At 46.9% G+C, this 14742-nt stretch carries 13 protein-coding genes; 7 read left to right on the top strand and 6 right to left on the bottom strand.

The features are described 5' to 3' along the window. Window positions 1–224: 224 nt before the first annotated feature. On the top strand, window positions 225–869 hold the full coding sequence (locus FGQ85_RS14390; protein ID WP_243128577.1) for a site-2 protease family protein: 645 nt from the start codon (window positions 225–227) through the stop codon (window positions 867–869). Between the two features lie 66 nt (window positions 870–935). Here the strand turns inward: FGQ85_RS14390 and FGQ85_RS14395 are convergent, their stop codons facing one another. Next, a complete protein-coding gene (locus tag FGQ85_RS14395) occupies window positions 936–1583 on the bottom strand; it encodes a DUF624 domain-containing protein (RefSeq protein ID WP_087166691.1) in 648 nt (215 codons plus the stop codon). A gap of 162 nt (window positions 1584–1745) precedes the next feature. On the opposite strand from FGQ85_RS14395, the gene FGQ85_RS14400 reads away from it, so the two are divergent. The 4 genes from FGQ85_RS14400 to dnaB all read left to right on the top strand — a co-directional run bounded on the left by FGQ85_RS14400 (window position 1746) and on the right by dnaB (window position 6385). Next, window positions 1746–2393 carry a hypothetical protein gene (locus FGQ85_RS14400; protein ID WP_138373798.1) on the top strand — a complete coding sequence of 216 codons (648 nt, stop codon included), beginning with the start codon at window positions 1746–1748 and terminating at the stop codon, window positions 2391–2393. A 95-nt stretch (window positions 2394–2488) separates the two neighbouring features. Further along, on the top strand, window positions 2489–4549 hold the full coding sequence (locus FGQ85_RS14405; RefSeq protein ID WP_138373799.1) for a DHH family phosphoesterase: 2061 nt from the start codon (window positions 2489–2491) through the stop codon (window positions 4547–4549). Beyond that, a complete protein-coding gene (gene rplI, locus FGQ85_RS14410; protein WP_087166694.1) occupies window positions 4546–4998 on the top strand; it encodes a 50S ribosomal protein L9 in 453 nt (150 codons plus the stop codon). Before FGQ85_RS14405 ends, rplI begins: the two co-directional genes overlap by 4 nt. 40 nt (window positions 4999–5038) lie before the next feature. After that, entirely contained in the window at window positions 5039–6385 is a 1347-nt protein-coding gene (dnaB, locus tag FGQ85_RS14415; protein ID WP_087166695.1) for a replicative DNA helicase, read from the top strand. Window positions 6386–6443: 58 nt separating this feature from the next. On the opposite strand, the gene FGQ85_RS14420 is transcribed toward dnaB, so the two are convergent. Both FGQ85_RS14420 and FGQ85_RS14425 read right to left on the bottom strand, forming a co-directional pair. Then, window positions 6444–6965 carry a helix-turn-helix domain-containing protein gene (locus FGQ85_RS14420; RefSeq protein ID WP_087251782.1) on the bottom strand — a complete coding sequence of 174 codons (522 nt, stop codon included), beginning with the start codon at window positions 6963–6965 and terminating at the stop codon, window positions 6444–6446. A gap of 236 nt (window positions 6966–7201) precedes the next feature. Continuing rightward, entirely contained in the window at window positions 7202–7372 is a 171-nt protein-coding gene (locus FGQ85_RS14425; RefSeq protein WP_087166697.1) for a 4Fe-4S binding protein, read from the bottom strand. A 217-nt stretch (window positions 7373–7589) separates the two neighbouring features. Here FGQ85_RS14425 and FGQ85_RS14430 point away from each other — a divergent pair, with 217 nt between their 5' ends. Then, window positions 7590–8723, top strand: a complete 1134-nt coding sequence (locus FGQ85_RS14430; protein WP_138373800.1) for a substrate-binding domain-containing protein — start codon at window positions 7590–7592, stop codon at window positions 8721–8723. A 100-nt stretch (window positions 8724–8823) separates the two neighbouring features. Here FGQ85_RS14430 and FGQ85_RS14435 read toward each other — a convergent pair whose 3' ends face one another. From FGQ85_RS14435 to FGQ85_RS14445, 3 genes are read right to left on the bottom strand one after another with little or no spacing between them, the layout of a single operon-like run. Continuing rightward, window positions 8824–10242, bottom strand: coding sequence for a HAMP domain-containing sensor histidine kinase (locus tag FGQ85_RS14435; protein WP_087166699.1), 1419 nt, complete (start codon window positions 10240–10242; stop codon window positions 8824–8826). A gap of 3 nt (window positions 10243–10245) precedes the next feature. Then, a complete protein-coding gene (locus FGQ85_RS14440) occupies window positions 10246–10947 on the bottom strand; it encodes a response regulator transcription factor (RefSeq protein ID WP_087166700.1) in 702 nt (233 codons plus the stop codon). Window positions 10948–10957: 10 nt separating this feature from the next. After that, entirely contained in the window at window positions 10958–13333 is a 2376-nt protein-coding gene (locus FGQ85_RS14445) for an endonuclease MutS2 (RefSeq protein ID WP_138373801.1), read from the bottom strand. Window positions 13334–13476: 143 nt separating this feature from the next. On the opposite strand from FGQ85_RS14445, the gene FGQ85_RS14450 reads away from it, so the two are divergent. Continuing rightward, entirely contained in the window at window positions 13477–14742 is a 1266-nt protein-coding gene (locus FGQ85_RS14450; protein WP_138373802.1) for a trypsin-like peptidase domain-containing protein, read from the top strand.

Genomic DNA, 14742 nt, shown 5'->3' on the forward strand with positions numbered 1-14742 from the left:
AACGACAAAAATCGCTGTAGCCCAGTAAACACAAGGGATACAGCGATTTTTTCTTCCAATAACTGTCAAAGACAGGATTTTAGCACAATTTAGAAAAATTTTACATTGTGCCGGTTGATAATTGTGTCATATATGCTAGAATCAAAGAATATATGTAAGAATGGAAAGGAATGTGATCAATGTATCTCAATTATTACCTGCAGCAAATAAGATATATTTTATATATGGCACCGGTACTGCTGATTGCGATTACTGCCCATGAGTTTGCACATGGCTGGATGTCGGAACGCCTGGGAGATCCGACACCGAGAGCCGACGGGCGTATGAGCCTGAATCCGCTCAGGCATCTGGATCCGGTCGGAACACTGTGTCTGATCTTCTTCCATATGGGCTGGGCAAAGCCTGTAAGGATTAACACAAGATATTACAAAAACAGGCGACAGGGGATTATTTTGGTATCCCTTGCCGGACCGGTGATGAATTTTATTCTGGCGTTTTTGTCGGTTCTGTTAAGCGGCCTGATTATTCGTTTTGGAGACGCAAATTCGGAACTGATGCAGGTGTTATATCTTCTCTGCTATTATTCTGCGGTGATGAATACCGGACTTGGAGTCTTCAACCTGATTCCGTTTCCGCCGCTTGACGGATCCAATGTACTGGAACAGCTGGTGCCGAGAGTCGGGTACTTTTATCAGAGAATCCGGCCGTACCGTTCCCTGATTCTATTGATCCTCCTTGTGAGCGGTGTCTTAAGCCGTCCGCTTATGAATGCAAACAGTACGATTCTGGGAGGAATGTGGGAGATTGTGCAGAGAATCCTGGGATTTGGCGTGCAGATACAGTCATCGGGCGGAGGTACGATTCTTTAAAAATGTGAAGAAGAAAGCGAAAGCCAGAGAGGGAAATCCTGCTCTGGCTTTTTACAATGGACAAGTTTATTCTGCTGCCTCTTTTTCCTCTTCCGGATCGTATTTTTTAAAGATGCGGTTGAATAAAATGCAGCACATGTAGGCAGTCACGGAAAAACCGCAGATCATGCTGATGGCGATAACAAGGCCAAAAGTGGTCGTAGAAGCAGTAAGTAAAAATCCGATCAGTGCAAAGTAAGCGAACATGATGAGAGTATATGGAAGATGGCCGATACTCATCAAAAACGCATTTCGGACAGCCTGCTTTGTCGTACAGATGTAATGCGAGATAATCGGGAATACATACAAAAACGCTGCTGCAAATACAAGGATAATCATCAAAAGCAGCAGCTGAATCACCCGGAACATGGTGCCACCCACTGAGGCTGCAATTATATAATCATAACGGAAAAACAGAAATACAGCAACGCTGAGGAGCCACACAATGGTGCTCTGTTTAAAATTTGCTGCAAAAGCTTTGAAAAATCCTTTGACAATGTAAGGCTCTTCCCGGCGGACCAGTTTCAGCGCGATTGTATTCAAGGCACTTAAGGATGCTCCGATTGTAAACAGAGGAACACAGCTGAAGATAAAGACAACGTTCAGAATCAACATGTCGCAGACTTTGGAAAGAAACTGCATAAAAGGATTTTCCAGACTAAACAAACGACTCATAATAACCTCCTTATTGATCCCGCCATGGGCGGACCGTTAAAACACAGTATAGCGAAAAAACAGGTAAAAATCAACAAAATAGACCAGATACACAAAAAATTCACTTGCCATATTGACGAATATTCATCATAATAATAGAATACAACAACAGGAGGAAACATCATGCTGGACAGAAAGTACGAGCGTCAGATGAGCGGAAAAGAAAAACGGAAATTTGAAGCGGAAAAAATGCGGCAGATGACGCTGAAAGAGAAAATTGAATATTTGTGGATGTACTATAAAATTATTTTTCTGATACCGGTGATTATCGGAGTTGTTATTTATCTGGGAGTCACCATGTATCAGGGAATTACCCGTGAAGTGCTGCTGAATCTGACAATCACGGGCGGAACAGGCACGGAATTGACAGATCTTGAAGAGGATGTCAAAGATCTCCTTGGTACAGGGAGCAGCAAAGAGACGGTGGAGATCAATTCCAACTTAAGCGGATCGGCAGATGATTACAACAGCAATGTTGCCCTGTCCACACTCATTGGTGCGGAATCGGTCGATGTTCTGATCTGCACAGAGGAAGTTTATGAACAGTATAATGATCAGAATGGCTTCGTGAATCTGGAAGAACTGCTTTCGGAGGAAGCACTTGCGGGCGGAAAAGTACAGGGGGATGCGTTAGTCCTTGAGAAGAATGACTACATGACAGAAAAAATGGGGGTTTCCTACGAACCGGCTTATGTCTGTGTCATGGAAAATGCAAAACATAAAGAGAATGCGGTAGCATTCGTTGAAATGCTTCTTGAAAATGTCTCCTGATCCGTTCAGGAGATCCAAAACGGATAAACCGCTTTAAAAAAGCGCTGAAAAGTGGTATAATAAACCTTGCAACTTTTGGATTTGAGGACGTAGAGATGAACAAAAAAGGAACTATTCATTTTAAAGGCCAGTTGAAGTTGTATATGCAATGGCCGGCGATTATGACGATTCTCCTGATTGCCATGAATATCTGGATTTACATGGTTGATCAAAGTGCAGGTTTTCTGATGAGTGCATTCGTCATCGTCTATGCGATTATTGCGTTTATCCTGTATTTTTATAACAGGTCCCTGCTTATGGCAGAGCTTGTGGAGTTTGCCACTCAGTACGGCGGGGTACAGGACATTCTGCTCAGAGAGTTGTCGATTCCATATGCCATCCTGATGGATGATGGAAAGATACTGTGGGGGAACAGCCAGTTTGCCGAAGTGATCGGACCTGGACTAAGACCGGGTACCTACTTGAGCAAGTATATTCCGGAACTTAACAGGAGCGTATTCCCAAAAGAGGAAAAGGAGACGGTACGGCTTGAAGTCACCTATATGGGACGGGATTACTCAGTGGATCTGCGGAAGGTTCCGGTATCCGGATTCAGCCAGAAAGAACCGATTCTTGAACTGCCGGAGGGGAAAGAGTATTTTGTTACCCTCTATATGAATGATATTACAGACCTGAATCAGGCTGTCGCTGAGATTGAAGACCAGAAACTGGTGGCAGGACTGATCTATATTGATAACTATGACGAGGTTATCGAAAGTGTCGAGGAAGTAAGGCAGTCCCTGCTGATTGCGCTGATTGACCGTAAGATCAACCAGTATGTGGCAAGGATGGATGGAATTGTCAAGAAGCTTGAAAAAGACCGCTATTTCATTATTGTAAAAAACTTTTATTTCCACAAAATGGAGGAAGACCATTTTTCCATTCTCGATGATGTAAAAGAAATCAGTGTCGGGAACAAGATTCCGGCGACACTCAGTATCGGTCTTGGCTTCAGCGAAGACACCTATGGACAGAGCTATAACTATGCCCGTGTGGCGATCGATCTTGCGCTTGCAAGAGGCGGGGATCAGGCGGTCATTAAAGACCAGGACGGTATCAAGTACTACGGCGGCAAGCGTGAGCAGATGTCGAAAAACACAAGAGTAAAGGCAAGAGTAAAGGCAGAGGCGCTCAGAGAGTTCATGATTGCCAAGGATCAGGTGCTGATCATGGGACATAAGCTTGGAGATTCAGACTCTTTTGGCGCGGCAATCGGAATTTACAAGGTTGCGGAAAGTCTGGAAAAGAAGGCGCATATTGTAATCAATGAGATTACGGTATCTTTGAGACCGCTTTATAATGAGTTCATGGAAAATGACCACTATCCGGAGGATATGTTTGTCAGTTCCCAGGAAGCGCTGAGGCTTGTGGATGATAATACAATGGTTGTTGTCGTGGACGTAAATAAGCCTCCGATTACGGAGTGTGAAGAGCTTCTTGGAATGGTGAAGACGGTTGCGGTGCTTGATCATCACAGGCAGGGCAGCAAGGTAATTGAGAACGCGGTGCTTTCCTATATTGAGCCGTATGCGTCATCCACATGCGAGATGGTAGCGGAAGTTCTGCAGTATATTTCGGACGATATCAAGCTCGACCCGATCGAGGCAAACTGCATTTACGCAGGGATCATGATTGATACGAACAACTTTACGAACCGGACCGGCGTCCGTACCTTTGAGGCGGCGGCATTCCTGAGAAGAAGCGGCGCGGATATTACACATGTACATAAGATTTTCAGGGATGATCTGGCAGCATACCGGGCAAAGGCAGCGATTATCGGTCAGGCTGAGATCTACAGAGAATGCTTTATTATTGCAAAAGGAGCAGGAGAAGATATTGAGAGTCCGACGATTGTAGGAGCGCAGGCGGCCAACGAGCTTCTGAATATCAGTCAGGTAAAGGCAGCCTTTGTTCTGACAGAATATCACGGAAAAGTTTATGTGAGCGCGCGTTCGATTGATGAGATCAATGTCCAGATCATCATGGAGCGGATCGGCGGCGGCGGACATATCAATACTGCCGGCGCTCAGTTTGAAAATACGGATCTGGAGGGCGACATCGAAACGCTCAAACAGGTCATCGATGATATGATTGAAGGAGGAGACATCACAGTATGAAAGTAATTTTACTGGAAGATATCAAGTCACTTGGGAAAAAGGGTGAGATCGTGGAAGTCAGTGACGGCTACGCACGGAATGTCATCCTGAAGAAAAAACAGGGAGTGGAAGCAACAAGCAAGAACTTAAACGACCTGAAACTGAAAAAAGCGAATGATGCCAAGATTGCACAGGAGCAGCTGGAAGCAGCGGAAGCCCTGAAAAAGGAAATCGAGGCAGAAGATAAAAAAGTAGTACTGAAGATGAAAACGGGAGAAGGCGGAAAGACATTTGGCTCCGTATCTTCCAAGGAAATCGCGGCAGCAGTCAAGGAGCAGCTGGGATATGACATTGATAAGAAAAAGATTCAGATGAAAGAGCCGGTGAAGTCACTTGGCATGCACCGGATTCCGGTCAGACTTCATACAAAAGTGACTGCTGAACTGAAAGTATCTGTTCAGGAAGAATAGGCCGATCGCCTGGAGAGCAAGATGACGGGAGGAATTCAAGATGGAAGAGGCTTTGATTAAGAGAGTCCTGCCGCACAGCATCGAGGCGGAGCAGTCTGTTGTGGGAGCGATGCTGATGGACAAAGAAGCGATCATGACGGCATCCGAGATCATCAGCGGAGAAGATTTTTATCAGACCACCTACGGTGTGGTATTCAATTCCATTGTAGAGCTTTACAATGAAGGGAAGCCGGTAGATCTGATTACGCTTCAGGACAGACTCCGGGAGAAAGACGTGCCCGAAGAAATCCAGAGCCTGGAATTCGTGCGTGAGCTTCTGACATCGGTTTCCACCTCCGCCAATGTCAAATATTATGCGGATATCGTGGCGGAAAAGTCAATGCTAAGAAAGCTGATCCGGCTGACAGAAGGCATTGCCAATACATGCTATCTGGCAAAAGAACCGCTGGAAGGAATTCTGGAGAAGACGGAGAAAGATGTCTTTGAGCTGATTCAGAAGAGAAATACCGGAGATTATGTTCCGATCCGCCAGGTAGTTTTAAATGCCCTCGACAAGATCGAAAAAGCATCCAAGAGTAAAGGAACCGTAACCGGTATTCCGACAGGATTTATTGATCTTGACTATAAGATGTCGGGACTGCAGCCGTCGGATCTGATTCTTGTGGCGGCGAGACCGTCCATGGGAAAGACGGCATTCGTACTGAATATTGCGCAGCATGTTGCGTTTAAAGTGGAGAAGACAGTGGCGATCTTCAGTCTGGAGATGTCAAAGGAACAGCTGGTAAACCGTCTGTTCGCTCTGGAATCCCAGGTTGATTCCCAGTCGCTACGTACCGGAAATCTCAAAGATACGGACTGGGAAAAGCTGATTGAAGGAGCCGGCATCATCGGGCGCTCCAATCTGATCATCGACGATACGCCTGGTATCTCCATTTCCGAGATGCGTTCCAAATGCAGAAAGTATAAGCTGGAACACAATCTGGAACTGATTATCATCGACTATCTTCAGTTGATGAGCGGAAGTGTGGGAGGCCGAAGCGAGTCAAGACAGCAGGAGATTTCCGATATCTCACGTTCACTGAAAGCACTCGCCCGTGAGCTGAATGTTCCGGTGATTGCACTGTCACAGCTGAGCCGTGCCGTGGAACAGAGACCGGACCACAGGCCGATGCTCTCTGACCTTCGGGAATCCGGAGCGATCGAGCAGGATGCCGACGTGGTTATGTTTATCTACCGTGACGACTACTATCATAAAGATACAGACCGGCCGAACATTGCGGAAATCATCATCGCAAAACAGAGAAACGGCCCGATTGGAACCGTGGAGCTGACATGGCTTCCGAATTATACCAAATTTGCAAACTTCCTTCGGAAGGATGACCGATAAAAATGCTGCCACATGTAAGAGCAAACAGAGTTCTTACCGTGTGGCAGCATTTATAGATTCAGGCTTCACCGAGCAGTCTGTGGAAGAAGCGGGACGGAGCGGTCCTGACACTCTCTTTCCGGTAGAGCTGCTGCTGGCGGATCAGCTGATCCAGGTTTCTGTAGCGTTCTTCTTCCTGGCGTTCTTTCGCCTGGAGCAGGAAACTCATATTCTGGGATACCTGTTTTGTGATCGTCTCACTGATCTGTTTTTCGAGGATCGGATTGTTTTCCGCCAGTACAGAGCGCAGGACGGACGCCAGAAGGGATTCCGGTGTCTCTTCCTTTACTCTTTTCTGCAAAGCCTCTTTCGTATGTAAAATATCCGGGATGACTTCCTTTAAATCTCCGATCCGGATACCTTGTTCTAGTAGTTCTTTGATACAGCCAAACAGCCGTATGTCTTCGTCTGTATAGTAACGATGCCCGTTTTCAGTCCGGCCGCACGGAAGAGATAAATTCTTTTCCCAGTAGAGGAGCAGGTGCTCGTCCACGCCCGTGCGCTTGGCAGCTTCTGAAATCATATACTGAACCTCGCCCATACAACAACCCCCTGTTAATTTTTTTATACACTTTTGCTGCACTTCTATCATAACATATTGTGGGGAAGAATTCCGAAAAACTTCTCGACGGATTCGGACAGGAACCCCGGAAGGCATGGCGGATTCCGGCGAAAGGAGGCGGTGGAAAAAGAAACAGGGAAAAAATACCGCCACCCAAAACCAAATGGATGACGGCATTTTCATTCATGCATTCAAAAGTATTCGACAAACTGAAATTATTCAGCGGAGATAGCACCTGTCGGGCACTGTGCTGCACAAGCACCACAATCTACGCAAGCAGACGGATCGATTTCATAATGATCTGCTCCCTGAGAAATAGCGCCAACCGGGCATTCTGCTTCGCAAGCTCCACAGCTTACACATTCATCACTAATTACATGTGCCATAGTATGTATCCTCCTTTATTCTAAACATTCCATGTTATATGGTGATTTTATTTTAATACAAAAAAATTCATTATACAAGCAAATTCGTGGTTTTAATTTAGTACAAAAGAAATATTCAGCGGGAGCAGCGAGAAAAATTAAGAAAAACTTTATGCTTTTTCCCTGAAATTGGTGTATAGTGTAGGGTAGTAAATTTCAATTAACAGGAGAAAGAACGATGAAAAAAAAGATCGCAGTCATGGCAGTCATGCTCTGCGCGGCAGTTTCAACGGCAGCCTGTGCAGGGAAGGGTACGTCCGATAAAGATAGCGTGGTACTCGGTCAGGAAGAAGAAGAGTCAGCAGATCAGACAAAACTTAACATGATTCAGCCGCAGGCTTACAGCACGGTAGAAGGTCTGAATCTGGAGAAAGGAAGTTATATCTCCATCATCGGGAAATCTGAAGATTCCGAATATTGGGATGAAGTAAAACGCGGGGCTGAAGATGCTGTGGACCAACTGAACGAAGCCCTGGGATACAGTGGAAGAGATGAAATCAAGGTAACATATAATGCTCCGGGACATGAAGGAGATGTGGACGAGCAGATTAATATTCTGGATGAAGAGCTGGACCGTTATCCGGTTGCTGTCGGCATTGCAGTGATAGATAAGACTGCATGTGAGGTACAGTTTGACCTGGCTACGGAAAATAATATTCCGGTTGTCGGGATGGATTCTCCAAGTGATTATCCGGGGCTTATGCTTGTTTCCACGAACAATCAGGAGGCAGGTGCTACAGCGGCAGATAAGATGGCGGGGCTGTTAAATGAGCAGGGAGAAGTACTTCTTTTCATTCAGGATAATATTTCCGGTTCTGCCAAGCAAAGAGAGGCAGGAATGATCAGCCAGTTCCAGTCACAGTACCCGAACATTACGGTGTCCGGTATCTATTACATGGACGAGCTGAACAGCATGAAAGAGGGAACCGCTGAGAAACTTGGCAAAGCAGCAGAGGATGTGACAGACGAAGAGGTGATTCAGCAGATTCTGGCGGAGCACCCTAATGCAAAAGGATGCATTGGAGCCAATGAAGAGACGACCAAGATGCTGATTGACGCATGTGAAGCATCAGAGAGTGATGACATCCGGCTGATTGGATTCGATGGAGGAGAGACACTGACAGAGGCGCTCGAGGACGGCAAGGTCGATGGATTGATCGTACAGAATCCATACGGTATGGGCTATGCTACAGTAGTAGCTGCAGCAAGATCGGCGCTTGATATGGCAAATGAGGCAAACGTCGATACCGGCTATGCATGGGTAACACAGGACAATATGGAAGAGACAGCAATCAAAAACATGCTGTACTAATTCTTAAAATATAAAGCGGAAACCGAACAATAAAACGGGCAGATTCCTTTGAAGGAGAAGGGATCCGCCCGTTTTTTTGGTATAAATTTGTGACGAAAACTTATTTTCCGCTATCTGACTTCGGGAGGGAAAAGATAAATTCCGTTCCGACTCCTTCCGTACTGATAACATTGATATTTTCATTATGTGCCTGAATAATCTCGCGGACTATGGAAAGACCAAGGCCGGTTCCTTTTTTGTCTTTTCCGCGGGAAAGATCGCTTTTGTAGAAACGTTCCCAGATCTTACTGAGATCTTCTTTCGGAATACCGATTCCATAATCTTTAACAGAAACAAAAACTTTCTCTCCCCGCTCCGTTGTCTCCACTGTGACTGTAGACTGTGGATTGCTGAATTTGATGGCGTTATCCAGCAGATTGTAAAGTACCTGCTGGATCTTGCTGTGATCAGCATGGACGTAGAGGACCCTGGAAGCAAGCAGGAGTTCGATGGATATTTTCCTGGATGTGCAGGCTCCTTCAAAGGAGGCAGCTACCTGCTTGATCATTTCATGGAGATCGAAGGATTCCTTGTTCAGAAGAAGCTCCTTTGTATCAAATTCATTAAGCGTCAGAAGATCCCGTGTCAGGTCTGTCAGACGTTCCGTTTCAAAGAGAATAATACCCAGATATTTACTCTGAAGCTCCACCGGGATTGTACCATCGGCAATTGCCTCCACATATCCCTTGATGGAAGTCAGAGGGGATCGAAAATCATGCGACACATTGGCAACAAATTTTTTCTGATAATCCTCCATATCTTTGAGATGAGCGGACATATAGTTCAGCGAAGCGGAAAGATATCCGATTTCGTCCTGGGAATTTACCGGGATCTCATAGTCCAGATTCCCTGAGGCGTACTGTTTGGCAGCTTCCGTAATCTTGCGCAGAGGCAGATAAATAATCAGATGAATACCGAGGAAGATTGTAAACGAAAGCAGATAAATGACAGCCAGAGTGATATAAACGGAATGCATGATGCTGTGCTGCTGATCCTCGAAATAGGAGACCGGCTTATGTACGATAAGATATCCTTTTGTGGAAAATCCTTCTGTTACCGGGACAATCATGGTAAGAACTTCTTCTGAATAATATCCATGATAATCGCCGGTCAGATACTGTTCACCTCCGGATTCCGCCGGATCAAAGTCACGGATCTGCTCCGGAACTATGGCGGAGCCGGAGGAGGAAACGGACAATAATACATTTCCCTCTGTATCCGTAAGCCAGAGATCCGCTTCCAGATAGACATTTACTCCGTTCAGCATTGCCCTCGTCGAAGAAGCGGTAGTCTCTTTCGAATAATAATCAGTAAGGTAGTCGGTTGCCAGAATGGTTGCTTCCCGGTACAGCCTGGATGCATCCTCGTCACGGATGGTATCGAGAATAAGCTGTGCTCCAAGTGTGGCAGCTGTGAAAAGGCTTAAAAAACCGAAAATAATATACAATATGATAAATTTCAGGTAGAGATTGCTGTGCATTGTTTATTTTACCTCAAATTTGTATCCGATTCCCCAGACAGTGCTGAGGCCCCACCCGCTGTGATCTTTGATTTTCTCACGGAGACGCTTGATATGGACGTCCACGGTACGGGTATCCCCGATGTATTCATATCCCCAGATCTGATCAAGAAGCTGCTCTCTTGTAAAGACCTGATTCGGGGAAGCGGCAAGAAAATATAAAAGTTCAAGCTCCTTTGGCGGCATATCCACGCGCTGTCCATCGACAACTACGGAGTAGTTGGTAAGATTGATGGAAATTCCCGGATATTCGACACATTTTCCCTTTGACGGGTCCGGACTTTCCGGCTTTGCCGGCTGGTAACGGCGGAGCACAGCCTTGACACGGGCCACAAGCTCCTTGGAATCAAACGGCTTGATGATATAATCATCCGCACCAAGTTCCAGTCCGAGCACCTTATCAAAGACTTCTCCTTTGGCTGAAAGCATGATGATCGGTACATTGGATCTGGAGCGGATTTCGCGGCAGACCTGATAACCGTCAATGCCCGGCAGCATCAGGTCAAGAAGGATCAGATTCGGCTGATAAGAATCGAAAGCCTTTAACGCCGCCTCTCCGTCATAGACCATACGGGTATCAAAACATTCCTTGGTCAGATAAAGACTGATCAATTCGGCAATATTTTCATCATCGTCTACGATTAAAATTTTCTGTTTTGTAGTCATAACTTCCTCCCTATTTGAATTCAACGATAGTAACTCCTGCGTCTCCTTCGCCAAAAGCGCCGAGACGGTAGGACTTGACATGTTTCTGTCTCTTTAAATACTGGTGGACAGCATTGCGGAGTGCGCCGGTTCCTTTTCCGTGTACGACACGGACCGGACTGATATGTGCCAGATAAGCATCATCCAGATATTTGTCCAGAAGAGCTACCGCTTCATCTGTCGTCCGGCCGATCAGATTGATCTCCGGGCTCACGCTCAGTGATTTGCCCATCTTCATCTTTCCGGATGAAGTGCGGCGTGTCTGTTTGGAAACATAGGAAACCGGTTCGTCAATGATATCCAGATCAGTGATCGGAACCTTGGACCGGAGAATTCCCATCTGCACTTCCACATTTCCTCTGGCATCCGGCAGGGTATGCACTGTTCCGGTCAGATTCATGCTGAGCACCTTGACGGCGGTGCCAAGTTTAAAGTCGGACGGCTTATAAGCCTTCTTTGGTTTTGCCTTTTCCAGAGAAACGGAAGAAGAGGTCTTTGCCATCTTCTGGCGCAGTTTTTCACGCTCTTTTTCCATCTCGGATGCAGAAATATTTTCCTTTCCGAATTTGCGGAAATTACGCATAGTTTCATCCGCATAATCTTTTGCGCTCTGAAGGATACGACCGGCCTTTTCATTGGCTTCCCGAATGATCCGGTCTCTCTGGGCATCCAGCTTTTCCTGTTTTTCTTTTGTACGTTTGCGGAGCATTTCCAGTTCCTCTTTGTAAGCCTGAATCTCCGCCTGCTCCTTTTCGATTGTACGGCGGCTGTGTTCCAGATCGCTTAACAGCTCTTCAAAGGACTCTTCCTGATCACTCAGGTGCGTCCGGGCCTCTTCAATAATCTCATCTGAAAGACCGAGCTTCTTTGAGATGGCAAATGCATTACTTTTCCCCGGAATTCCAATGAGCAGATGATATGTCGGGCGGAGGGTCTCCACATCAAACTCACAGCAGGCATTTTCTACACCTTCGGTGGTGAGCGCAAAAACTTTCAGCTCACTGTAGTGTGTGGTAGCCATCGTGCGGATTCCACGTCTGTGGAGGCTTGAGAGAATAGCAATGGCAAGGGCTGCTCCCTCTGTCGGGTCTGTCCCGGCGCCAAGCTCATCGAACAGGACGAGAGAACGCTCATCGACCTGTTCCAGAAAAGAAACGATATTCGTCATATGGGAAGAGAAGGTACTAAGACTCTGCTCAATACTCTGTTCATCTCCGATATCTGCATACACCTCTGTGAAGACTGAAAGCTCCGACCGGTCAAGCGCCGGAATGTGAAGTCCCGCCTGACCCATAAGAGTAAACAGTCCGGTTGTCTTCAAAGAGACGGTCTTTCCGCCGGTATTCGGCCCCGTGACAATCAGAAGATCAAACTCGTCACCGAGGCGGATCGTGGTCGGTACCACTCTGGCCTTGTCAAGGAGCGGATGCCGTCCTTCGCGGATATGAATCCGCCCTTCCTGATTGAATACCGGGCGGGAACCGTTTAAATCAACGGCAAAGCTTCCTCTTGCAAAAATGAAATCCAGATTTGTCAGCATTTCATAATCGACGCGGATCTCATCGCTGTGTTCCGCAGCCATTGTGCTTAAATTTGCAAGAATTACCTGAATCTCCTCCTGCTCCCTTGCATGAAGCTCCATCAGATCATTATTCAGTTTTACGACCGCCATCGGTTCGATAAATAAGGTAGAGCCGGTGGAGGACTGGTCGTGGATCATCCCTTTGACCTGACTGCGGTATTCGGCCTTGACCGGGAGACAGTACCGGTCTCCACGCATGGTTACAATGGCGTCCTGCAGATAATTACGCATGGAACCGTTTACCATACTGTTCAAGGTGGAGTGAATCCTGCCGCCTGATGCCTGAATGCTGCGGCGGATCTTTAAAAGATTACTGCTGGCGTCATCAGCAATTACATCTTCTTCCAGAATACAGCGCCGTATCTCGGACGCGGCTCTGGATACCGGCTCCAGACGCTGGAAATAAGAATCCAGACAGTCCGGCACCTCATCGACCGTATCATGCCGGCCGTACGCCTTCGCCTGTCCCGCACATTCCAGCAGACGCCCGATGGCAAGAAGCTCGGCGGCACTGAGTGAAGCCCCCAGATCCAGACGCTTTAACGACGCTTCCACCGGGACACATCCTCCGAAGGAGGGCATTCCCTTCTTGACGATCCGGGTAAACGCTGCGGCGGTCTCTTCCTGCATTTGCTCAATCACAGACAAGTCCGTCTGGGGAAGAAGACTGAGGCAGCGCTCTTTTCCGCTTTCCGATGCGGCATGATCTGCGAGGAGCTGTATAATTTTATCATATTCTAATTTACGTAATGTTTTCGTATTCATGAAAATCCCCTGTCTATACATACTTTGTCAAATATCATTTTACCCTATTTGCCTTCTAAAATAAAGGAGAAAAAAAGGTTAAATATTGAACATTGGGAGGTGTTACGGTATACTATAAAAAGGGATTAAAAAGGAGAAATACGATGTCTGCCCAATTTCAAGATGATGATGAGAAGAAGGAAGAAAAAGACTCCTATTCTTTTTTGAAGGAAACGATCAAAAAACCCCCGGTGGATAAGCGGGTGGTGGCATTAAAGATTCTGAGGGTCGCGGGCCTGGGACTGATTTTCGGACTTATGGCGTGTGTTGGGTTTGTTGTGGCCAAACCATGGGTAGATGAGCATATCGGAAATACGAGGACAAATGTGACGATTCCGCAGGATGAGCAGACGGAGGAGGAAGATGAGACTGAATCAGAAGACGGGCAGGCCGCTGTTCCATCACTGACGATTGAAAATTATCAGCAGATGATAGATGAGATGAACCAGATCGCTGATACTGTGGAGAAAAGTGTTGTTGTGATCAAAGGGACTGTACCGGCTTCCGGGGACGGCCAGACAGCCGGCGTAAGCCAGAGCCGTTCCGGAATCATTGTGGCAGACAATGGAGTGGAGCTTCTGATCCTGACAGGAGACAGTATCTTTGAGAGCGGCAAGACAGTGACAGCTACATTCTACGATGGCAACGAGGTGCCGGCTTCTTTAAAACAGCAGGACAGGAATCTGGGAATTGCAGTCTATGCGGTTGAGAAGTCGCGCCTTTCTCAGAACACCGTGTTGCAGGCAGCAGTGGCGGCGCTTGGAAATTCCAATCTTGTGTCCGCCGGAGATCCGGTGATCGCATTGGGATCTCCGTTTGGTTCGGAAGGTGGAGTAAGCTTCGGAACGATCAGCGGAACAGAAAGCCAGCAGTATCTCTGCGATGGACAGTATCAGATGATTGAGACGGACATGGTGCGCGTGGACGGAGCAAGCGGTGTGCTGGTAGATTTAAGCGGAGAGATTATCGGGCTGATTGATGCGGGAGAAGAAGGCTCGCAAGGTGTCATTACCGCCTTTGCAATATCGGAATTGAAAGAAGAAATTGAACTTCTTTCCAACGGGGTTTCCGCGGCCTGTCTTGGTGTCAACGGAACGGAAGTATCAGATGCCATTGCAGACAGCCAGGATATGCCGAAAGGTGTCTATGTAAGTTCCGTCATGCCGGATTCACCGGCCATGCAGGCAGGAATTCAGAGTGGAGACATTATTACAGCGATCGGGGATACCAAGATCTATACTTTAAAAGGGCTCAAAGAGGGGCTTATGGATTACCGGCCGGGACGTCAGATTACGATCGAAGGACAGCGGAGAGGATCTGATGGATATGTGGATGTACAATTTGACGTGACGCTTGCCGGAGCAGAATAA

The sequence above is a fragment of the Pseudoflavonifractor sp. BSD2780061688st1 E11 genome (assembly GCF_005844125.1).
GTDB lineage: Bacteria > Bacillota > Clostridia > Lachnospirales > Lachnospiraceae > Sellimonas > Sellimonas catena.

Bases quoted from the DNA above. Each gene is read 5' to 3' on its own strand.
- FGQ85_RS14420 (WP_087251782.1), bottom strand. From the start codon at position 6,965: ATGGGCGAGGTTCAGTATATGATTTCAGAAGCTGCCAAGCGCACGGGC.
- FGQ85_RS14395 (WP_087166691.1), bottom strand. From the start codon at position 1,583: ATGAGTCGTTTGTTTAGTCTGGAAAATCCTTTTATGCAGTTTCTTTCC.
- FGQ85_RS14430 (WP_138373800.1), top strand. From the start codon at position 7,590: ATGAAAAAAAAGATCGCAGTCATGGCAGTCATGCTCTGCGCGGCAGTT.
- FGQ85_RS14445 (WP_138373801.1), bottom strand. From the start codon at position 13,333: ATGAATACGAAAACATTACGTAAATTAGAATATGATAAAATTATACAG.
- FGQ85_RS14400 (WP_138373798.1), top strand. From the start codon at position 1,746: ATGCTGGACAGAAAGTACGAGCGTCAGATGAGCGGAAAAGAAAAACGG.
- FGQ85_RS14435 (WP_087166699.1), bottom strand. From the start codon at position 10,242: ATGCACAGCAATCTCTACCTGAAATTTATCATATTGTATATTATTTTC.
- FGQ85_RS14450 (WP_138373802.1), top strand. From the start codon at position 13,477: ATGTCTGCCCAATTTCAAGATGATGATGAGAAGAAGGAAGAAAAAGAC.
- FGQ85_RS14440 (WP_087166700.1), bottom strand. From the start codon at position 10,947: ATGACTACAAAACAGAAAATTTTAATCGTAGACGATGATGAAAATATT.
- FGQ85_RS14425 (WP_087166697.1), bottom strand. From the start codon at position 7,372: ATGGCACATGTAATTAGTGATGAATGTGTAAGCTGTGGAGCTTGCGAA.
- dnaB (WP_087166695.1), top strand. From the start codon at position 5,039: ATGGAAGAGGCTTTGATTAAGAGAGTCCTGCCGCACAGCATCGAGGCG.
- rplI (WP_087166694.1), top strand. From the start codon at position 4,546: ATGAAAGTAATTTTACTGGAAGATATCAAGTCACTTGGGAAAAAGGGT.
- FGQ85_RS14390 (WP_243128577.1), top strand. From the start codon at position 225: ATGGCACCGGTACTGCTGATTGCGATTACTGCCCATGAGTTTGCACAT.
- FGQ85_RS14405 (WP_138373799.1), top strand. From the start codon at position 2,489: ATGAACAAAAAAGGAACTATTCATTTTAAAGGCCAGTTGAAGTTGTAT.